General features: G+C 69.5%; 18 protein-coding genes and 1 tRNA gene. 13 read left to right on the top strand and 6 right to left on the bottom strand.

Annotated elements, in window-relative coordinates; all coding sequences use genetic code 11:
- Positions 1–66: 66 nt before the first annotated feature.
- Entirely contained in the window at positions 67–822 is a 756-nt protein-coding gene (gene sfsA / locus CBM981_RS09200) for a DNA/RNA nuclease SfsA (protein WP_087069312.1), read from the bottom strand.
- A 76-nt stretch (positions 823–898) separates the two neighbouring features.
- Here sfsA and murJ point away from each other — a divergent pair, with 76 nt between their 5' ends.
- A complete protein-coding gene (gene murJ, locus CBM981_RS09195; protein WP_087068164.1) occupies positions 899–2,521 on the top strand; it encodes a murein biosynthesis integral membrane protein MurJ in 1,623 nt (540 codons plus the stop codon).
- A gap of 18 nt (positions 2,522–2,539) precedes the next feature.
- Here the strand turns inward: murJ and CBM981_RS09190 are convergent, their stop codons facing one another.
- Genes CBM981_RS09190 through CBM981_RS09180 form a run of 3 tightly spaced genes read right to left on the bottom strand, consistent with a single transcriptional unit; the run spans position 2,540 to position 3,351 of the window.
- Positions 2,540–2,800: a cytochrome-c oxidase gene (locus tag CBM981_RS09190; protein WP_087068163.1), complete on the bottom strand. Its 261-nt coding sequence runs from the start codon at positions 2,798–2,800 to the stop codon at positions 2,540–2,542.
- Between the two features lie 24 nt (positions 2,801–2,824).
- Complete coding sequence (locus tag CBM981_RS09185; protein ID WP_087068162.1) at positions 2,825–3,115, bottom strand: DUF3181 family protein; 291 nt, start codon at positions 3,113–3,115, stop codon at positions 2,825–2,827.
- Positions 3,112–3,351, bottom strand: a complete 240-nt coding sequence (locus tag CBM981_RS09180; protein ID WP_087068161.1) for a hypothetical protein — start codon at positions 3,349–3,351, stop codon at positions 3,112–3,114. The genes CBM981_RS09185 and CBM981_RS09180 overlap by 4 nt, the downstream gene beginning before the upstream one ends.
- Positions 3,352–3,456: 105 nt before the next feature.
- On the opposite strand from CBM981_RS09180, the gene CBM981_RS09175 reads away from it, so the two are divergent.
- The 4 genes from CBM981_RS09175 (at position 3,457) to CBM981_RS09160 (ending at position 7,384) form a co-directional block, all read left to right on the top strand.
- Positions 3,457–3,530 (top strand) — tRNA-Arg (locus CBM981_RS09175).
- A gap of 140 nt (positions 3,531–3,670) precedes the next feature.
- The gene (glyA, locus tag CBM981_RS09170; protein ID WP_087068160.1) at positions 3,671–4,957 is read left to right on the top strand and encodes a serine hydroxymethyltransferase; all 1,287 of its coding nucleotides are present in this window, start codon (positions 3,671–3,673) and stop codon (positions 4,955–4,957) included.
- 67 nt (positions 4,958–5,024) lie between these two features.
- Entirely contained in the window at positions 5,025–6,140 is a 1,116-nt protein-coding gene (locus tag CBM981_RS09165; RefSeq protein WP_087068159.1) for a glycosyltransferase family 4 protein, read from the top strand.
- Positions 6,137–7,384 (top strand): competence/damage-inducible protein A, encoded by a 1,248-nt coding sequence (locus tag CBM981_RS09160; protein ID WP_087068158.1) that lies wholly within the window; start codon positions 6,137–6,139, stop codon positions 7,382–7,384. The genes CBM981_RS09165 and CBM981_RS09160 overlap by 4 nt, the downstream gene beginning before the upstream one ends.
- Positions 7,385–7,401: 17 nt before the next feature.
- Here CBM981_RS09160 and CBM981_RS09155 read toward each other — a convergent pair whose 3' ends face one another.
- Positions 7,402–8,403, bottom strand: a complete 1,002-nt coding sequence (locus tag CBM981_RS09155) for a helix-turn-helix domain-containing protein (protein ID WP_087068157.1) — start codon at positions 8,401–8,403, stop codon at positions 7,402–7,404.
- 582 nt (positions 8,404–8,985) lie between these two features.
- Here CBM981_RS09155 and CBM981_RS09150 point away from each other — a divergent pair.
- The 8 genes from CBM981_RS09150 to CBM981_RS09115 all read left to right on the top strand — a co-directional run bounded on the left by CBM981_RS09150 (position 8,986) and on the right by CBM981_RS09115 (position 18,092).
- Positions 8,986–9,930: a formylglycine-generating enzyme family protein gene (locus tag CBM981_RS09150; RefSeq protein WP_225867323.1), complete on the top strand. Its 945-nt coding sequence runs from the start codon at positions 8,986–8,988 to the stop codon at positions 9,928–9,930.
- Positions 9,923–12,562, top strand: a complete 2,640-nt coding sequence (locus CBM981_RS09145; protein WP_225867322.1) for an arylsulfatase — start codon at positions 9,923–9,925, stop codon at positions 12,560–12,562. The genes CBM981_RS09150 and CBM981_RS09145 overlap by 8 nt, the downstream gene beginning before the upstream one ends.
- Positions 12,562–14,103 (top strand): DUF1254 domain-containing protein, encoded by a 1,542-nt coding sequence (locus CBM981_RS09140; protein ID WP_087068155.1) that lies wholly within the window; start codon positions 12,562–12,564, stop codon positions 14,101–14,103. The genes CBM981_RS09145 and CBM981_RS09140 overlap by 1 nt, the downstream gene beginning before the upstream one ends.
- A gap of 28 nt (positions 14,104–14,131) precedes the next feature.
- Positions 14,132–14,722 carry a MarC family protein gene (locus CBM981_RS09135; protein ID WP_087068154.1) on the top strand — a complete coding sequence of 197 codons (591 nt, stop codon included), beginning with the start codon at positions 14,132–14,134 and terminating at the stop codon, positions 14,720–14,722.
- 117 nt (positions 14,723–14,839) lie between these two features.
- Positions 14,840–15,583: a YrbL family protein gene (locus CBM981_RS09130; RefSeq protein ID WP_087068153.1), complete on the top strand. Its 744-nt coding sequence runs from the start codon at positions 14,840–14,842 to the stop codon at positions 15,581–15,583.
- Between the two features lie 5 nt (positions 15,584–15,588).
- A complete protein-coding gene (locus CBM981_RS09125) occupies positions 15,589–15,927 on the top strand; it encodes a hypothetical protein (RefSeq protein WP_172820858.1) in 339 nt (112 codons plus the stop codon).
- 33 nt (positions 15,928–15,960) lie between these two features.
- Positions 15,961–17,400, top strand: a complete 1,440-nt coding sequence (leuC, locus tag CBM981_RS09120; protein WP_087068151.1) for a 3-isopropylmalate dehydratase large subunit — start codon at positions 15,961–15,963, stop codon at positions 17,398–17,400.
- A 35-nt stretch (positions 17,401–17,435) separates the two neighbouring features.
- Positions 17,436–18,092 carry a 3-isopropylmalate dehydratase small subunit 2 gene (locus tag CBM981_RS09115; RefSeq protein WP_087068150.1) on the top strand — a complete coding sequence of 219 codons (657 nt, stop codon included), beginning with the start codon at positions 17,436–17,438 and terminating at the stop codon, positions 18,090–18,092.
- Here the strand turns inward: CBM981_RS09115 and CBM981_RS09110 are convergent.
- The gene (locus tag CBM981_RS09110; RefSeq protein ID WP_157665386.1) at positions 18,062–20,515 is read right to left on the bottom strand and encodes a DUF3769 domain-containing protein; all 2,454 of its coding nucleotides are present in this window, start codon (positions 20,513–20,515) and stop codon (positions 18,062–18,064) included. The two genes, CBM981_RS09115 and CBM981_RS09110, sit on opposite strands and share 31 nt — an antisense overlap.
- Positions 20,516–20,538 lie beyond the last annotated feature (23 nt).

Genomic DNA, 20,538 nt, shown 5'->3' with positions numbered 1-20,538 from the left:
TGGGCAGTGGGGGAACTCTATGGGGCACGGCGGGAGGCTGCCGGAAAGGCGGCGGCCGCGGCGGACTCAGGCCGGCTCCCGCGGCTCCACGGCCGCCAGGCCCTGCCAGTGCACGCCGGTGGCCGTGAAGCCGAACACACACGGCAGCACCTCCACGCCCGCCTCCAGGGCGGCGCGGAACAGCTCGCCGTAGCGGGGATCGGCGGAGTCGCCGGGAGCGAAGCGGTCCACGTCGCTGCGGCTGAGACAGGGCAGCAGCACGGCGCGGGCCTCCGGCAGCAAGGCGGTGAGTTCCACCAGGTGCTTCTGGCCCCGCTCGGTCACCGTGTCGGGAAACAGGGCCAGCGAACCCCGGGTCCAGGTGGTGTTCTTCACCTCCAGATAGATGGGCCGCGGGTCCGGAGCCCCTTCGGCAGGGGTGAGCAGCAGATCGATGCGGCTGCGGCGGCCCTCGCCGTAGGGCACCTCGGCCCGGATGGCGCCGATGGGCCCCAGCTGGGCCTCGAGGCAGCCGGCCTCGACCGCGGCCCGCACCAGCCGGTTCGGCAGCGCCGTGTTGACGCCCACCCACACCGGCTCGCCGCCGGCGCCGGGCACCTCGGCCTGCTCCCAGGTCCAGGCCAGCTTGCGGCTGGGCGAGGGGTCGTGGCGCAGCCGCACCCGCCCGCCCGGCAGCAGCACGCCGGTCATCGGGCCGGTGTTGGGGCAGTGGGCGGTCACCACGGCGCCGTCATCGAGCTGCACATCTGCCAGGAAGCGCTTGTAGCGCTTGAGCAGCACCCCCTCCACGAGCGGCGGGAACGCCAGGATCTGCGGGGCCATCACGGGCAAGGCAGGGCTGCCAGGGGGATGCCCGCCATACTGCCGCTCGAGCTGACGGGCCATCCGGTCCGGACCGATGCCCCAATCCCTGCGCCGCATTGCCCTGATCGTGGCCGTGGCCACCGCGATCAGCAAGGTGGCCGGTCTGGTGCGGCAGCAGGCCATCGCCGCCGCCTTCGGTGTGGGTGCCGCCTATGACGCCTACAACTACGCCTATGTGCTGCCGGGTTTCCTGCTGATTCTGCTGGGCGGCATCAACGGGCCCTTCCACAGCGCCATGGTGAGCGTGCTGGCCCGGCGTCCCCGCGAGCAGGGGGCCCATGTGCTGGCGGCGATCAACACCCTGGTGGGGGCCGGCCTGCTGGTGGTCACCCTGATCCTGCTGCTGGCGGCCGATCCGCTGATCACCCTGGTGGGCCCGGGTCTGGACGCGGAGCGCCACGCCATCGCCGTGGTGGAGCTGCGCTGGATGGCGCCGATGGCCCTGTTCGCCGGTCTGATCGGGCTGGGTTTCGGCGCCCTCAACGCGGCCGATGAGTTCTGGCTGCCCTCGGTGAGTCCGCTGCTCTCCAGCGTGGCGGTGATCGCTGGCCTGGCCCTGCTCTGGTGGCAGCTGGGCTCGGCGATCACCCTGCCGGAGAACGCCCTGATCGGCGGCGTGGTGCTCGCCGCCAGCACCACGGTGGGGGCGGTGCTGCAGTGGCTGATCCAGCTGCCCGCCCTGGCCCGTCAGGGTCTGCACCGCTTCCGGCTGGTGTGGGACTGGCAGGACCCCGGCGTGAGGGAGGTGCTGCAGGTGATGGGCCCGGCGACGCTCTCCTCCGGCATGCTGCAGATCAACGTGTTCGTGTCGCTGTTCTTCGCCTCGGGCATCCCGGCGGCGGCGGCGGGGCTCGGCTACGCCAACCTGCTGGTGCAGACGCCCCTGGGGTTGATCTCCAACGCGCTGCTGGTGCCGCTGCTGCCGGTGTATGCCCGCCTGACGGCGCCGGAGGACCGCCCTGAGCTGGTGGCCCGCATCCGCCAGGGCCTGATGCTCTCCAACGCCTCGATGCTGCCGCTCGGGGCCCTGATGGCGGCGCTGGCGGTGCCGATCGTGGCCCTGATCTACGAGCGCGGCGCCTTCGATGCCGGCGCCGCCACCCTGGTGGGCCAGCTGCTGATGGCCTACGGCATCGGCATGCCGGCCTACCTGGCCCGCGACGTGCTCGTGCGCGTGTTCTACGCCCTTGGCGATGGCGTCACCCCCTTCCGCTGGTCGCTGGCGGGGATCGGCCTCAACGCCCTGTTCTGCTGGGCCTTCGTGGGCGGGCCCACGCCCTGGGGCGAGCCGCTGCTGCCGGTGCTCTACGCCGGCGCCGCCGGGCTGGTGCTCGCCACGGTGGCGGTGAATCTGATCACCTGCGCCGGGCTGCTGCTGGCGCTTCAGGTGCGGCTGCAGGGCCTGCCGTTGCTGGCCTGGGGCCGGGACAGCGGCCTGCTGCTGGGCGCCGCGCTGCTGGGGGCCGCGGCGGCCTGGGCGCTGGCCACCACCGTGAGCTGGCCGACGGACCTGCTGGGGCGGCTGCTGCAGACGGGCCTGAGCAGCGGTGTCGGGCTGCTGGTGTACGGCCTTCTGGCCCACAGGGCCGGGGTGCCCGAGGCGGAGCAGGTGGTGAGCCAGTTCAGCCGCCGCCTGCCCAGGTGGGGCGGACGTTGAGCGGACCCGCTCCAGGGCTCAGGCGGGAGGGCCCACCTGGCGGTCTTCCCGCACCTGCAGGGGAAGTTCCAGGTGGGAGCGGCCCAGCAGCTGGGCGCCCTGCACCGACACGATGCGGGCCTCGATGCCGAACTCGCGGAAGGCCGTTTCCAGCTCCTGGATGAGGGCTTTCTCCACCTGGGCCTCGGCGTCCACCACCTTGCCGATCAGCCGGCTGCCGAGGCGACCGAGGCGCTGGCCCACCACGTCGCGGGCGTTGGTGACCTCGATCAGCAGCACGGCCCGCTCGCGGTGGCCGCAACACTATCGGCAAAAGGGTTCGAGCACCTCCTCCAGGTCGCGCAGCTGCCCCGCCGGCACCAGCCGGGCCAGGGGCAGGCGGGTGCTGCCGCCCCCGATCGGCACCTGCACCGCCTCGAGCGCCTGGCGGGCGCACACGCTGCAGCCGGCCTGCAGCCGGGCGGCGCACTCGATCGCCAGCTCCTGCGCCAGCCCGGCATCGCCGAGGTAGAGGTGCCAGCCCGCCACCTGCAGGTAGAGCCTGTCGGCCAGGGCCACTTCCAGATCCTTGAGGTCGCTGGCGGAGAGGCTCATGCTTCCTTGCGGGGGCGCAACGAGACGACCACCCCAGCGTGCACCAGCAGGGCCGCCAGCCAGAGCAGGCTGAAGATGCCGAGATGCCCCCAGGGGTGGCGCAGTTCCTGCACCACCCACAGGCCGCTGTTGATCGCCGAGAACAGGGCGGCGTGGAGGGTGAGGTTCACGATCCGCTCGAAGTGCCGGAAGGTGGGGTCCTCAGGATTGGCGGGTCCGTACCAGCGGATGGGCATGGGAAAGCTCGGTGGGTGCGCGGCAGGGGTGGGCTCACAGGAGGGGTGGGACCGCCGGCGGACCGTTTGACGGATGGGCCCTCCATGCGGTGAGAATGGTCCCATGCGCTTGTAGCTCAGCGGATTAGAGCATCTGACTACGGATCAGAGGGTCGGGAGTTCGAATCTCTCCAGGCGCGCTTCTCTCCATCGCCCCGGTCCGCCGGGGCGTTTTTTTTGCCGCGTTCCTGACCGGCGCCCGGTTGGGCAGCAGCGGGTCCCTGCCGCGGTGGGAGCACCCCGCTTCCTTACGATTCCAAAAAGACCGCTCCCCGCTCCGATGGCCGACACCGCCGCCGCGATCAATCAGTCCCTGGCGGCCGGCGATCCCGCCATCGCCGCCCTGATCGGCAGGGAGCTGGAGCGCCAGCAGACCCACCTGGAGCTGATCGCCTCCGAGAACTTCGCCTCCCGCGCCGTGATGGAGGCCCAGGGCTCGGTGCTCACCAACAAGTACGCCGAGGGCCTGCCCCACAAGCGCTACTACGGCGGCTGCGAGCACGTGGACGCCATTGAGGAGCTGGCGATCGAGCGGGCGAAGCAACTGTTCGGCGCCGCCTGGGCCAACGTGCAACCCCACAGCGGCGCCCAGGCCAACTTCGCCGTGTTCCTGGCCCTGCTCCAGCCCGGCGACACGATCCTGGGCATGGATCTGAGCCATGGGGGCCACCTCACCCACGGCTCGCCGGTGAACGTGAGCGGCAAGTGGTTCAAGGCCGTGCACTACGGCGTGGATCCGGACACCCAGCGCCTCAATTTCGACACCATCCGCCAGCTGGCCCTGGAGCACCGGCCGAAGCTGATCGTGTGTGGCTACTCGGCCTACCCCCGCACGATCGATTTCCAGGGCTTCCGCGCCATCGCCGATGAGGTGGGCGCCTACCTGCTGGCGGACATGGCCCACATCGCCGGCCTGGTGGCCGCGGGCGTGCACCCCAACCCGGTGCCCGTGTGCGATGTGGTGACCACCACCACCCACAAGACCCTGCGCGGCCCCCGCGGCGGCCTGATCCTCTGCCGCGACGCCGAGTTCGGCAAGCAGTTCGACAAGGCGGTGTTCCCGGGAAGCCAGGGCGGTCCGCTGGAGCACGTGATCGCCGCCAAGGCCGTGGCCTTCGGCGAGGCCCTTGAGCCTTCCTTCCGGGCCTACAGCCAGCAGGTGATCGCCAATGCCCAGGCCCTGGCGGCCCGGATCCAGCAGCGGGGCATCGACGTGGTGAGCGGCGGCACCGACAACCATCTGGTGCTGCTGGATCTGCGCGGCATCGGCATGACCGGCAAGGTGGCCGACCTGCTGGTGAGTGATGTGCACATCACCGCCAACAAGAACACCGTGCCCTTCGATCCCCAGTCGCCCTTCGTGACCAGCGGCCTGCGGCTCGGCACCGCCGCCTGCACCACCCGCGGCTTCGATGAGGAGGCGTTCCGTGAGGTGGCCGACGTGATCGCCGATCGCCTCCTCAACCCCGAGGACACCGCCATCGAACAGCGCTGCCGGCAGCGGGTGGCCCAGCTCTGCGGCCGTTTCCCTCTCTATGCCCCGGCCCGGGCCCTGCAGCCTGCCTGAGCCTCCCCCTTCCCCGTAAGGTGGCGGCCAACGCCCTGCCCCAAGGCGCCTGCGTCGGCCCGCTGTCGTGACCCTTGCCTACAGCCCCAACGCTGCAGCGCTGCTCACCCTGGCTGCGGCTGCCGTGCTCACCGCCCTGGTGGTGCCGGTGGTGCGCAGGCTCGGTCTGCGCTTCGGCCTGATCGACAAGCCCGATGCGCGCAAGCAGCACACCCAGCCGATGGTGCGGCTGGGTGGCGTGGGCATCGTGATCGGTTTCAGCCTCGCCCTCACCCTCACCTGGGTGCTGGGGGGGTTCGCCCAGCTGGAGGCCAGCAAGGACGCCCTCATCTGGACCACGCTGGGAGGATCCCTCTGCTTCTTCGTGATCGGCCTGGCCGATGACCTCTTCGCCCTGCCGCCCCTGCCGAGGCTGCTGGTTCAGCTGCTGGTGTCGATGGCGGTGTGGCTGGAAGGCGTGCGCATCGGCAGCATCGATCTGCCCTTCGGCTGGATGGGATCGGCCCCGGCGGCGCTGCAGCTGCCTGACTGGCTGAGCCTGCTGGCCACCCTGGTGTGGCTGGTGGGCATCACCAATGCGATCAACTGGCTGGACGGCCTCGATGGCCTCGCGGCCGGTGTCAGCGGCATCGCGGCGGTGGGCCTGCTCTCGGTGAGCTTCAGCCTGCACCAGCCCGCCGCCGGCCTGCTGGCCGCCGCGCTGGCCGGCAGCTGTCTGGGGTTTCTGCGCCACAACTTCAACCCCGCCCGCATCTTCATGGGCGATGGCGGCTCCTATTTTCTCGGCTTTGCCCTCGCCGCGATCAGCATCGTGGGCCCCGCCAAGGGGCTCACCAGCGTCAGCCTGCTGCTGCCCCTGCTGATCCTCTCCCTCCCCCTGGCCGATATGTCGGCGGTGATCATGGGCCGGCTCAGCGACGGCCACTCGCCCTTCTATCCCGACCGCCGCCATCTGCACCACCGCCTGCTGCGCACCGGCCTCAGCCACCGGCGCACCGTGCTGCTGATCTATGCCTTCACCCAGTGGCTGGCTTCCCTGGCCCTGGTGCTGGTGAATGCGGAGATGCGCTTCCTCTGGCTGGCCCTGGCCACCGCGGTGCTGATCTGGGTGCTGGTGAGCACCCGCCGTGAGCTCCAGCGCCAGGACAGGCCCTCCGCCCGCCAGCGCCAGCGCCAGCGATGACGGCCGAGATCCTCTGCATCGGCACCGAGCTGCTGCTGGGCAACATCACCAACGGCAACGCCCGCTGGATCGCCGAGCAGCTGGCGGCCCTGGGCATTCCCCATCGGCGCCAGCAGGTGGTGGGCGACAACCGCGACCGGGTGATCGCCGCGGTGCGCGAGGCCTCCCAGCGCTGCCGGGTGCTGATCACCACCGGCGGCCTCGGGCCCACCCCCGACGACCTCACCACCGAGGCGATCGCCGCCGCCTTCGACACGCCGCTCACCGAGCGGCCGGAGGTGTGGGCCGACATCGAGGCCAAGGCCCGGGCACGGGGGCGCCAGCTCTCCGCCAGCCTCCGCCGCCAGGCCCTGCTGCCCGAGGGTGCGGCCGTGCTGCCCAATCCCACGGGCACGGCCGCAGGAATGATCTGGAGCCCGCTGCCGGGTTTCACGGTGCTCACCTTCCCGGGGGTGCCCAGTGAGATGCACGCCATGTGGGAGGCCACGGCGGCCCCCTGGCTGCGCCAGGCCGGGCTCTCCCAGGGGGTGTACGCGAGCCGGTTGCTGCGCTTCTGGGGCGTGGCCGAATCGGCCCTGGCCGAGCAGATGGCCGATCTGCTGGAGGGCACCAACCCCACCGTGGCGCCCTATGCCGGGGCGGGGGAGGTGAAGCTGCGGCTCACCGCCCGGGCCGACACGGAGACAGCCGCTGACGGCATGCTGGCGCCGTTGGAGGCCGAGATCCGCCGCCGGGCCGGCCAGGCCTGTTTCGGGGCGGATGGGGACAGCCTGGCCTCGGTGGTGCTCGAGCAGCTGCGCCGGCGTGGCGAGACCCTGGCCGTGGCCGAGAGCTGCACCGGTGGCGGCATCGGGGCTGCCCTGGCGGCGGTGCCCGGAGCCTCGGATGTGTTCCTGGGCGGGGTGATCGCCTACGCCAATGCGGTGAAGGAGGGCCTCTTGGGGGTGAGCGCCCTGGATCTGGAGCGGCATGGGGCCGTGAGCGATCCGGTGGCGCTGGCGATGGCGGCTGGAGCCAGGCGGCTCGCCGGAGCCACCTGGGGCGTGGCCGTCACCGGCATCGCCGGGCCCGGGGGCGGCAGCGAGCAGAAACCCGTGGGTCTGGTGCACATCGCCGTGGCGGATGCCTTGGGGGCCTGGAGCGAGGGGGTGCGGTTCGGCTCCAGCCGCGGCCGCCACTGGATCCAGACCCTCACGGTGGGCGAGGCCCTGAACCGGCTGCGCCTGCGGTTGCTGGCTTCCTGAACCACCAGCTCCCTGGCTCAACGTCGGCGCCCCTGGCGCCTCGCTTCGGAGGGGAGCAGGCCGTAGCGGCGCTGAAAGGCGGTGCTGAACCCCGCCAGGTGATGGAAGCCGTGCCGCCTGGCAATGGCGGCCACGCTGTCCTCCTGGCCTGCACGCCCTATGTCCGCCCTCGCAGCCTCGAGCCGGCGCTGGCGCAGCCACTGCATGGGCGAGCAGCCCACCTGCCGTTGGAAGCGGTATTGGAGGGTCCTCACGGAATCGCCGCTGCGCTGGGCCAGCTGGGTGAGGGTGATCGGCTGGTCATGGTGGGCATCCATCCACTCCAGCAGCTCCTCGAAGATGGGGTCCCTGCTGAGCGGCGCCGGGACCGGTCGGTCGGGGTCGGCCAGTGCTGGCCAGAGCAGCAGCACGAGATGGCGGCGCAGCAGATCCTCCAGTTGCAGGGCCCCAAAGCCCCCCGTCAGGAGCAGGGGCTGGTCCAGCAGGCGCAGGGTCCTGCGCAGGGAGGTGAACACGGCGTTGCGCAGCGGGTCCTCGCTGCCGTCGAGAAACACCGGCCGGTGGAATCCGCTGGGCAGGCACGGGGCTTCACCATCGGCGCAGCCGGCCATGGCTGCGGCGGTGGCCGCGAGCCGTTGGGCGGAATCGTGGATCAGCACCGAGACGATGCTCTCGCTCTCGCACTGGAAGGCCGTGACGGGCAGGAACATCCCCGTGCTGCGGGGGGTGAGGCGAACGCATCGGCCATCGGCCCGCAGATCTGCCCCTCCCTGCTCGGTGAAGGCCAGGGTGACCGCATCCGGCAGCGGGTCCATCTCGATCCGCAGCGGTGAGTGGGCCGTGCCCGCCACACAGAGGCGGCCCAGGGGCACCACCACACTCCGCATCCGCAGCGCTGCCGCGGGTCCGACGTGCACGAGGCCCCGCAGCGGCAGCTGGTCGGCGATCCTCCGCACCACGGCATCGGCCTGGGTGAGCGTCACCGCCTGCTGATCGAGGAAGGGAATGGCCCCGTGCATGATCAGCCCTGGATCGTGGTGACGCCGTCATCCCATCCTGATCCGATTCCAGCGAAAGGGCCGTGGATTCCGCATGGCATGTTCTCCATGAACCTGAAGGCGGGCTTGGGGTCTTCGGGGAGTCCTGCAGCCCAGATCCTTCCTGGGGATGGCACACGGCGAGGCCGTTTTGTCTGGAGCTTGTCTCATTGTGAGGTTGTGAATTCTGTTGACCTTGCAGGGCTTGCGATGAAGAACCAACGGCAAGCGTTTGGCCTGTCGTCGTCGCCTGACATGCCAGCGTGTCGCCCTTGGCTTGAATGACGACGCCCTGATGGCGCTTCTCCAGCCAAGCGACTGAGAGCGTGGAACTTGCGTTATTTCGATGATGTTGCGCGGAGGTGTTCTTCGCGGACTCTGATTGCAACGTTTTTTGTGACTCGCTCATCCCTTTCGGAGCGGGCGAGCCATCGTTTGGTGTCTATGGATGGGCCACCTCGTGGCGTTGTCGTGTTCGTTGTGTCACGGCCAGTGATTCCGGCAGCGCTCCTGCTCGGCTCTGTTCTGCTTGGGTGTCTCCTGCTCGGCTGGCTCCCGGCTGGGGTGGCGCTGCAGCCGGCGTTTGCGCTGGGGTGTCCCGAGGGCATGGTGGCCATACCGGCCGCCAGCTACCGGATGGGTGCCGCCGGCCGTCGGCCGGAGGAGTTGCCGGCGGCCCGGGTGCAGGTGGGGGCCTTCTGCATGGGCACCCACGAGGTCACCAACCGCCAGTTCGCCGCCTTCGTGGCGGCCACCGGCTACCGCACAGTGGCGGAGCGCCCCCTGCCAGCGGAGCAGTTCCCCGAGCTCTCCCCCTCTGAGCGCCGGGCGGGCGCCCTGGTGTTCCGGCCCGTGGCAGAAGGTGAGCAGATCGATGAGCTGGCGGGGTGGCACTGGGTGCCCGGGGCCGACTGGCGCCATCCCGAGGGGCCGGGCAGCTCGATCGAGCATCGCCTCGACCATCCGGTGGTGCAAGTGGCCTACACGGACGCCGCCGCCTATGCCGCCTGGAGCGGTGCGGCCCTGCCCAGCGAGGCCCAGTGGGAACTGGCTGCCCGGGGCGGGCTGCGGGATGCGGTGTTCGGCTGGGGTGACACCTGGGATCCCCGCCGCGCCAACACCTGGCAGGGGCCCTTCCCCCACCTGGACACGGGCGACGACGGCCACGCGGGCACGGCGCCGGTGGGGTCCTATCCCCCCAATGGCTACGGCCTCCATGACACCACCGGCAACGTGTGGGAGTGGACCCGTGACTGGTACGCCCCCGGACACGGCGGGCTCGGCCAGGGCCCGGATCCCGTGGTCGTGGATGCCGCCGTTTCCCAGGACCCGCGGGACCCGGGGGTCGCCAAACACGTGATCAAGGGGGGCTCCTTCCTCTGCTCCCCCGCCTATTGCTCCCGCTACCGCCCCTCTGCCCGGGAGGCCGAAAGCCCGGACACGGGCACCAACCACCTGGGCTTCCGCCTGGTGGCGTCGCTCACCGCACCCCCCAACCCCCATGGCTGACCTCCGCCCCGCCACGCTGCTGGCCCGGCTGCGCCGTATCCGGTTCGGCTGGGGCAGGCGCCTGGGTGCCCTGGTGCTGGCGCTGGCGCTGGTGGCCTGGCAGGGCGGCTGGACCCCCGCGGCCGCCCAGCGGATGGTGAGCGGTGTGCTGGGCAGCCCGGCCGCCAAGGCCACGATCTCCGGCCGTCAGCTGCCGGCCCCAGCCCGTCCCTTCGGCGGGGTGATCAAGGAGAACGCCCTTCAATCCACGTCCTGGTGGCCACCGACGGTGGTGCCGCCCAAGGAGGCGCCGAACGTCCTGCTGATCATGACGGACGACGCCGGTTTCGCCATCAACAGCGTGTTCGGTGGCGTGATCCCCACGCCTGCGATGGAGCGCATCGCCAGTCAGGGGCTGCGTTACAACCGCATCATGTCCACGGCCCTGTGTTCCCCCACGCGGGCGGCGCTGATCACCGGGCGCAATCACCATTCGGTGGGTTTCGGGGTGATCGCCGAGCAGGCCACCGGTTTCCCCGGCTACGACAGCATCATCGGCGTCGAGAACGCCACCATCGGCCGGATCCTGCGCGACAACGGCTACGCCACCAGCTGGTTCGGCAAGGATCACAACACCCCCACCTACCAGGCCAGCCAGGCCGGGCCCTTCACCCAATGGCCCACCGGCATGGGCTTCGACTATTTCTACGGATTCGTGGGCGGGGATGCCAACCAGTGGGGGCCGAATCTCTTCCGCAACACCACCCAGATCTACCCCTGGAAGGGCCAGGAAGGCAGCCTGAAGCTGGATCGCTCCAATCTGGCGGCGAAGGTGTGGCCCGTCACCGGTGAAGAGCCCTCCTGGAATCTGATCACCGCGATGGCCGATGACGCCATCGACTGGATGACGCGCATCCATCAGACCAACCCCGAGCAGCCGGTGTTCCTCCACTACGTGCCCGGCTCCTCCCATGCTCCCCACCATCCCACCAAGGAATGGGTGGACAAGATCCATGCCATGCATCTCTTCGATGATGGCTATGAGAAGCTGCGCGAGCGGATCTTCGAGAATCAGAAGAAGCTCGGTGTGATTCCCGCCGATGAGGAGCTCACCCCCTGGCCCGCTGACATCCTGACCCCCTGGGATCAGCTCAGCGAGGAGGCCAAGCAGCTCTACATCCGCCAGGTGGAGGTGTTCGCCGCCTATGTGGCCTACAACGACCACGAAATCGGTCGGGTGATCCAGGCCTTTGACGATCTGGGCAAGCTCGACAACACCTTGATTATCTACATCAACGGCGACAACGGCACCAGCGCCGAGGGCGGCCCGGAAGGCACCTTCAGCGAGGTGGCCTTCTTCAACGACGTGCGCCCACCGGTGGATGTGCAGATGAAGTACTACGACGCCTGGGGGACCGAATACGCCTACAACCACATGTCGGCCGGCTGGTCGTGGGCCTTCGACACCCCCTTCGACTGGTTCAAGCAGAACGCCTCGCGGCTCGGTGGGGTGAACCAGAACATGGTGATCTCCTGGCCTAAACGCATCAAGGACAAGGGCGGCCTGCGCGAGCAGTTCGTCCACGTGATCGATGTGCTGCCCACGATCCTCGAGGCCACCGGCATTCCGGCCCCGGACACGGTGGACGGCATCCCGCAGAAGCCGATCGAGGGCACCAGTTTTCTGTACACCTTCGATCAGGGCAATGCCAAGGCTCCGTCCCGCCATACGACCCAGTACTTCGAGATGATGGGCCAGTGGGCCCTCTATCACGACGGCTGGCTGTTGAGCACCAAGGTGGACCGGGCCCCCTGGGATGCCTTTGGGCCGGCGAATCCGGATCCGCTCAACAACCAGGTGTTCCAGCTGTACGACCTCACCAAGAACTTCAACCAGTCGGAGGACATCGCCGAGCAGCACCCCGAGAGGGTGGCGGCCATGCGAACGATGTTCGTGGAGGAGGCCAAGAAGTATCAGGTGTTCCCGCTCAATGCCTCGGTGGCGGCCCGGGTGGCGGCCCAGCGGCCCAGCCTCACCGCCGGGCTGAACGAACTGGTGTACACCCGGCCGATGACCGGAGTGCCCCAGGGCGATGCGCCTTACCTGCTCAACACCTCCTACAGCCTCACCGCCGATATCACGGTGCCCCCAGGCGGCGCCGAAGGCATGATCGCCACCTCCGGCGGCCGCTTCGCCGGCTGGGGTTTCTATCTGCTCAAGGGCAGGCCGGTGTTCAACTGGAACCTGCTGAATCTGGACTGGGTGAAGTGGGAAGGCTCGGAGCCCCTCTCACCCGGACAGCACAAGGTCGCGTTTGACTTCAAGTACGACGGCCTTGGCCTCGGCACCATCAAGTTCAACAGCTTTGCCGGTGTGGGCAAGGGCGGCACCGGCACCCTCAAGGTGGACGGCAAGGTGGTGGCCAGCAAGCGCATGGAGAAGACCATCCCGATCATCCTGCAGTGGGATGAGAGCTTCGACATCGGCTCCGACACCATCACCGGCATCGACGACAGCGACTACCTGCCGCCCTTCCCCCTCACCGCCAAGCTCAACAAACTCACGATCCGGATCGATCGTCCCCAGCTGTCTCCGGCCGACATCAAGAAGCTGGAAGAGGGCATGAAAACCGCCGCCATGGGGATTCAGTGATGATCCGCCTTGCGCTTTGCTGCCGTGCCCTGGCTGCCGCTCTGGCCCTTGCCCCACTGGCGCCGGTGGCCAGCCTGGCTCAGGTGTTGAAGGGCCCGCCCGCGGACCCCAGCTTCCGCTACTCCACCCCGATTCCCCCAGGGGTCGCCATCCCCGACACCCTGGAGACGCGCCTTGGCACCCTGCGGTTCCAGGGAGGCGTCCCCGACGCCTCCACCACGGACAGGCTGCTGGACAACCTGGATTTCCAGCGCGCCGTGCAGGCCTACCTGCTCGGCCTGCCGCCGGTGAACCAGCTGGCCAATCGCAGCGCCATCCTCACCATGGGCCCCGCCAACCGCACGGTGCCGATCTGGGAGCAGCTGGTGGATTCCCGCACCGTGGAGCTCACCGCCAACGACAACACCCCCTACACCTGGTTCTGGCTGGATCTGCGCCAGGGCCCGTTGGTGCTGGAGGTGCCGCCGAAGGTGCTGGGCCTGATAAACGACATGTGGTACCGCTGGAGCGGCGATCTCGGCATCACAGGAGCGGACAAGGGGCGCGGCGGCAAGTATCTGCTGCTGCCACCCGGGTACAAGGGAGCGACCCCCAGCGGGTACTACGTCATCCGGCCGTCCACCTTCAGCATCTGGGCTGGCTGGCGCAGCTTCCTGGTGGATGGCGATCCGAAGCCGGGGGTCGACGCCGTCAGGGCCCGCACGAAGATCTATCCCCTGGCCCAGGCCGCCAACCCGGTGAAGCCCACCTTCGTGAACATGAGCGGCAAGCCGTTCAACATGGTGGGCCCCTCTGGCTTCCGCTTCTGGGAGATGCTGAACCAGGTGGTGCAGGACGAGCCCACCACCGAAGTGGATCCCACCACGCTGGGCCTGTGGGCCTCGATCGGGATTCAGAAGGGCAAGCCGTTCGCGCCTGATGCCCGCATGAAGGCGATCCTCACCGAGGCCGCCGCCGTGGGTGACGCCACGGCCCGGGCGCTCGCCTACCGGATGCGCGACCGGCAGGGCTACATCTACGACAACGCCAACTGGCGCTATGCCTTCTTCGGCGGCTACACCTTCGAGTGGCAGCCGGGCGTGGCCAATCTGGACGCAGCCGCCTTCTTCTTCTTTCTTGCCACCGGGGTCACCCCGGCCATGGACACCAAGATCGTCGGCGAGGGCTCCACTTACCCCTGGACCGCGCTGGATGCCAACGACCAGCCCCTCGATGGGGGCCGGACCTATCGCTTGCGGCTTCCGCCCAACGTGCCGGCGAAGAACTTCTGGTCGGTGATCGTCTACAACGCCCAGACCCGCTCGATGCAGCAGACGAACCAGCAGTTCCCCAGCGTCAGCAGCCAGAACACCGACCTGCAGACCAATGCCGATGGTTCGGTGGATGTCTACTTCGGCCCGAAGCCGCCCGCCGGCAAGGAGTCCAACTGGATCCAGACCGTTCCCGGGCAGAGCTGGTTCACGATCCTGCGTCTCTACGGCCCCCTGGAGCCGTGGTTCCAGCGAACCTGGCGCCCGGGGGAGATCGAACCGCTGTCCTGAACCGCCGGCCTGAACTGCCACCGGAGCGATGGAGGATCTCAACCGCTACGTGATCACCCTGCTGGCGTTGATCAACCCCCTGATCTGCGCCCTGATGCTGCGCCAGTGCACCGAGGGGGCTTCACGGCAGGAGCGGCTGCGCGGCGTGGGGAACGTGGTGCTGCGTACCGGCTTGATCCTGGTGCTCAGCGCGGCCCTGGGGCCGCGGCTGTTGCACACCCTGGGCATTTCCCTGGATGTGTTTCGCATCGTGGGCGGTGCGGTGATCGCCCTGATCGGCTACGGCATGTTCCAGTCGCCCCAGGGCCAGCCGCCGGCCTCACAGTCCTCCAGCCCCCTGGATCCGATCGTGATCTTCGCCGCCAGTCCCGGTACCGTGGCTACGGTGATCACCCTCTCGGTGATGCGGGGGCCAGAGGAGGGGCCTCTGCTGGCCGTGGCCGCCGTGGCGATTGCCCTGGCCATCACCGCCGTGGTGATGGCGGCTCTGGTGCTGCGCCCCGGACGGGCCGGAGGTGCCAGCTCCTCCCTGGTCACCCGCTTCCTGGGCCTGATCCTGATCGCGATGGGGTTGCAGTTCGTGCTCACCAACCTCCGGGCTTTCTTCCGGGCCGCCTGAGCGCGGCCGCCGCCGTCGGGCCTCGATCACTTCCTAGCTCTTTGCTGCTTGCCCCTTGCTCTGTGAGGTGCAATACAGAAAGCGCGTTAACAGTGGGTTAAGTGGGGGCGATGTTTGATGGCTGACCGCGTGCTCCAGCTGGACGCCTCCACGTTCGTGGGCAGGGGCCTGCACCGTGAGTGCCACCGCCACCCCGACGACCCGCGTCTCTGCGTGAAGGTGGACATCGGCGACGATCCCCACGACAGCCGCCGGGAGCGGCGCTTCTACCGCCACCTCGAGCGGCGAGGCATTGCCTGGGACGTGGTGCCCCGCTCCTTCGGGCCGGTGCAGACCAATCTCGGGCCCGGCTGGAGTTTCGAGCTGATCCAGGACGCCCCGGGCGTGGTGGCCCGGACGCTGCAGCACTATCTGGACGACCTGGAGGCCTCGGAGCGCTACTGCCGCCAGCTCTGCCAGGGGCTCCAGGCCCTGCGGCAGGCGATGCTGCGCGACGGCATCCTCACCCTGGCCCTGCGCCCCAAGAACGTGGTGTGCCGCCGCGTCGGTGACGACACCGTCCGGCTCTTCATCGTGGACAGCATCGGCAACACCGACTTCATCCCGATCTGCAGTTACAGCCGCTGGTTCGCCCGCCGCAAGGCCGCCCGCAAGTGGGAGCGCTTCGAGCAGAGCCTGCTGATCCGCTATCCCCACAACCCCTTCCTGGCCAGGATCCTGGGCAGGCTGCCCCTGGACACGTCCCTGCCGGTGGCCGGAACGGCCCCCTCGGCACCGGCTGTTGCGGAGTCGCTCGATGGCCCCTGCCGCGCGGTCACCCCCAGCTCCCGCGCCTCACGGCCGCCAGGTGCTGGCGGCTGACCCCGGTGCCTGGCAAGGTTGGTCTCTTTGACCCACGGATGCGGGTTCCCCTGCTGCTCCTGGCCACGGTGATCCTCACTGTCCTGCCCAACGGGGCGCAGGCAGCCTCCACCGACTGGCTGCGGTACCGCGATTTCTACCTCGGTGCGGGGCGGCCCTATCTGCTCAGCTTCTGTGCCATCTGGCGGGATGCCAACGCCCAGGGCCACTCGCTCTGGCAGCCGGGGCTGCTGCGCAGGCTCAATGCTCCCCTGGCCCGTGAAGGTTTCTCGGAGGCGGAGATCGACGCGATCACCGCCGGTCAGGTGGTGGCCATGAGCCAGGCCTGCCCGGGCATCCGTTGATTAGGGTTGCCGATTGCGCGTCGAGGGGATCCGGTGAGCGCCGCCACGCTGTACGACAAGGTCTGGGACCTGCATCGGGTGGCCGATCTGCCCGGCGGCTCGACCCAGCTGTTCATCGGTCTGCACCTCATCCATGAGGTCACCAGCCCCCAGGCCTTCGCCGCCCTCAAGGATCTGGGCCTGTCGGTGCGCCACCCCGAGCGCACGGTGGCCACGGTGGATCACATCGTGCCCACCACCTCCCAGGCCCGGCCCTTCGCGGATCCCCTGGCTGAGGCCATGCTCTCCACCCTGGAGCGCAACTGCGCGGAGCACGGCATCACGCTGCACGGACTCGGCAGCGGCCGCCAGGGCATCGTGCATGTGATCGCTCCGGAACTCGGCCTCACCCAGCCGGGGATGACCGTGGCCTGCGGCGATTCCCACACTTCCACCCACGGCGCCTTCGGGGCCATCGCCTTCGGCATCGGCACCAGCCAGGTGCGCGATGTGCTGGCCAGCCAGAGCCTCTCGATGGGCAAGCTGAAGGTGCGTCGGATCTGGGTGGAGGGCCGACTGCAGCCCGGCGTCTACGCCAAGGATCTGGTGCTCCACATCATCCGCAGCCTCGGGGTGAAGGGAGGTGTGGGCTACGCCTACGAATTCGCCGGTCCTGCCATCGCGGCCCTGTCGATGGAGGAGCGGATGACCCTCTGCAACATGGCGATCGAAGGGGGTGCCCGCTGCGGCTACGTGAACCCCGATGCCACCACCTTCGCCTACCTCAAGGGGCGCCCGTTCGCGCCCCAGGGGGACGCCTGGGAGCGGGCCGTGGCCTGGTGGAGCAGCCTCGCCAGCGGCCCCGAGGCCGTGTTCGACGACGAGGTGCGCTTCGATGCCGGCGCCATCGCCCCCACGGTGACCTGGGGGATCACCCCGGGCCAGGGCATCGGGGTTGATGAGGTGATCCCCACCCTCGAGAACACGCCCGCCGATGAGCGGCCCCTGGCGGAGGAGGCCTACCGCTACATGGATCTGCGCCCCGGTGCACCGATTGCCGGCACCCCGGTGGACGTGTGCTTCATCGGCAGCTGCACCAACGGCCGCCTCAGCGATCTGCAGGCCGCGGCCCACGTGGCCCGGGGCCGGCGGGTGGCCCCGGGCATCAAGGCGTTCGTGGTGCCCGGATCGGAGCAGGTGGCCGCCGCCGCCGAGGCCGAAGGTCTCGATCAGGTGTTCACCGCCGCCGGTTTCGAGTGGCGTGAGCCCGGCTGCTCGATGTGCCTGGCCATGAACCCCGACCGTCTCGAGGGGCGCCAGATCAGTGCCAGCTCCAGCAACCGCAACTTCAAGGGGCGGCAGGGCTCGGCCTCCGGCCGCACCCTGCTGATGAGTCCGGCCATGGTGGCCGCCGCCGCCGTCACCGGCCGGGTGAGCGATGTGCGCGAGCTGCTGGCGGCCACCCCGGCCGCCACGGCCGCCCCCACCCGCTGATTCCCAACGCCTCCGGCGTCGCCTCCCGTTCCCCGATGTCCAGCCCCAGTTCCACAGCCAGCCCCTCCTATCCGAGCGGTCCGATCGCCCGCATCAGCGGCACCGCCGTGGTGGTGCGCGGCGATGACATCGACACCGATCGCATCATTCCCGCCCGCTTCCTCAAGTGCGTCACCTTCGAGGGCCTCGGGGATCAGGCGTTCGCCGACGACCGTGCCGAGCTGCAGGGGCAGCATCCCTTCGATCGGCCCGAACACCGGGGCGCCAGCCTGCTGCTGGTGAACCGCAACTTCGGCTGCGGTTCCAGCCGTGAACATGCCCCCCAGGCCCTGATGCGCTGGGGCATCCGTGCCGTGGTGGGGGAGAGCTTCGCGGAGATCTTCTACGGCAACTGTCTGGCCCTCGGCATCCCCTGCCTCACCGCTCCCCATGCGCTGATGCTGGCCCTCCAGCAGGCGGCCGCCGCCGCCCCCGCCAGCGTGTTCCACCTCGATGTGGCCGCGGCCACCCTGGAGGGAGCTGGCGATCGCTGGGGGCTGGATCTCCCGGCGGGGCCCCGGCAGATGCTCGCCAGCGGGCAATGGGATGCCACAGGCCAGCTGCTGAGTCACGGGGCGGCACTCGACGCGCTCGTGAAGCGACTGCCCTACCTCAATGACTTTCAGGTGGGCGGGCTCGCGCCGGCGGCCTGAGCCCCGCCCCCCCGGTGCTCCGGCCTGGGCACGAACGGAGTGCCGCCGCCGTTGAAGTCGAAGTCGTTGAGTCGGATGCGGATCCCGCCGATGCCGTCATAGGGGCTGTAGAAGATGCCCAGTTCATAGGCCCGCTGCTGCAGCTTCAGCTCCACATAGGAGTAGCTCACATCGCCGTAGAAGGGCGAGCCGTTGTCGATGTTGAAGGTGGCGCCGGCCTCCAGCACCAGGGGGCCATAGAGCTGCTGGGCGGCATTGAAGCTCACGGTGCGCAGATCCACCGTGCGATCGAATCCGAAGGGGCTGGCGCCATCGAGAAAGGTGCCGGCCAGGGAGGCCGAAAAGCGGGTGTAATCGAAGAACGGCTTCTCGAACCGGCCGATGGTGAACGACGGCCCGGCCGCCAGGGTGAGGCTGTTCTGCCGGGCTCCATCCTGATAGAGGGCGGCGCTGCCGTTGATGCCGAAGTCCAGTCCCAGTCCGGGGATCACCGGCTGGGCCGCGTAGCGGAGCCGTGTGAGAGGGTCGGGATCGCCGCCGTCGCGGTCCTCCCAGAGTCTCAGGGAGCTGCTGAGGCCGCCGCGCACCAGGCTGCGCCACTGGGTATCCAGCGTGTCGGTCTCGAACAGGGCCGCCTGGTAGTTGCCGCTGAGGGCTCGCCAGTTGAGGCTCACGGGTGTGAAGTACGGCGTGGAGGGCGGTGTGGCCTCAGGGCTCTTCGGTGTGTTGAACAGCAGTTCGCCTTCAGCTTCGGCGCCGTAGGAATACACCAGAGTCTGTAATCCCAGGCTGCCGTTGTAGATCCGCTCGCGGTAGCTGCCGAACAGCAGGGCTCTGCTGCTGCTGTGGCCCGGCAGCTCCAGCGGGGTGCCGAACTGCACGTTGCTGCGTGTGCCGGCGCGGAAGTTGTCGGGGTTGAAGGTGGACAGGCTGGCATCGCCGTAGAGGCGGAAGCGCCCGAGGGGAACGTCCAGCAGGGCGGCGAGGCCGAAGAGATCGCCGAACTCGGCATCCTGCTCCACATCGGGGCCCACCAGGCTGCTGCCTGGACGCACGTAGCTGTCGGTGCGCCCCTCGATCGCCCGCTGGATCAGCAGCTGGGGCTGGAGCCGCAGGCTCCCCTGCGCCCCCAGGCGCAGGGGGGGCAGGTTGTAGCCGAGATACACCCCATCGCGATCACGCCGGTCGGAGTCCACGCTGATCGCCGTCTGCTGCTGGCCGATCTGGGTATCGCGGATCGCGGGCACGGCCAGGCGTTCGCCCAGCAGGATGCGGCTGCCGCGGGCCCGGATGCTGGTCACACCACCGGGCTGGATCACGGCCTCGACGCCCCGGGCGTAGGTCCAGGCCTTGGCCGGGGTGAAGGGATCGTTGGTGAAGGCCACCGCCTCGGCGAACCAGCCGTTGCGCCGGATGCTGATGCTGCTGGCCTGGAAGCGCAGGCGGTTGAGCTTGCCGCGCCGGGGGGGCTGGGGCCGGTAGCTCCCCGTTCCCCCTGGCGCGGGGTTGTCGGAGGCGATCAGGGGCGCCAGATCCACCTTGACCGTGGTGTCCACGCTCTGGCGGAAGCGCACATCGCTCACCCGCTGCCGCAGGGGTTGCGGCGCCGCCTCGGCGCCTGGTTCGCCCGGTGGGGCGACGGCGTCTGCCGCCGGGTTGGCTGGCGGGTTGGTTGCCGGGGCCTCGCTGCTGGAGGCACCCTCCATGGCCACGTCATTGAGGATCTGGCTGAGGCGACGGTCCCGGCGGCCTGCATCACCGCCGGGGCAGCCGGGCGGGGCCGGCATGGTGGGCAGCGGGACGCGCCGCGGGGGCAGCAGCTGCAGCACGGATCTGCTGCTGGCTCCGGCGGTGAGTTCCGGACAGGCGAAGCTGTCGTCGATCTCCGCTGCGGCGGTCGGCTCGCCCGCACTCCCGGCAGCCGCGGGAGCCGGCGGCTCGGGGCGGTCGGGGCGCAGGCCCTTCACCTCCCGGGACAGGGACTCCTGATCCACCACCCCGTACACGTCGGTGATGGTGCCGCTGCCTTCCCAGGCGTTGTAGCGGAGGCTGCCCGCCTGCAGCCGCTGGTCGCCCTTGAACAGCCGGATCCTGCCGGTGGCGAACACGCTGCGCCGACCCTCGCGCAGCTCGATCCTGTCGGCCAGCAGCCTCCAGCCCTCCAGCCTGGCCTCCACGTTGCCGCTCGCGGTCAGCGTTCCCGAGAGCCTGTCGTAGCTCTGCCGGTCGGAGCGGAGGAGCAGAAGCCTGGTCTCACCGGCGGTCTGTCCATCGCCTGGCCCACTGACCTCGGCCTCGGTGTCCGGCGGAGGGGCTGTCTCGGCCCTGCTCGGCCCCAGCGGCGCCTGCAGCAGCAGCAGCGCGCACAGCAGCGAACCTGGCCATCGGTGGGCTTGGCGATGGCTGGCCCGCAACCTCGTCACAGCGTCAGTCGGGGGAAGGCGAG

Source organism: Cyanobium sp. NIES-981 (genome assembly GCF_900088535.1).
GTDB lineage: Bacteria > Cyanobacteriota > Cyanobacteriia > PCC-6307 > Cyanobiaceae > NIES-981.
This window is presented reverse-complemented; position numbering and strand designations above follow the sequence as displayed.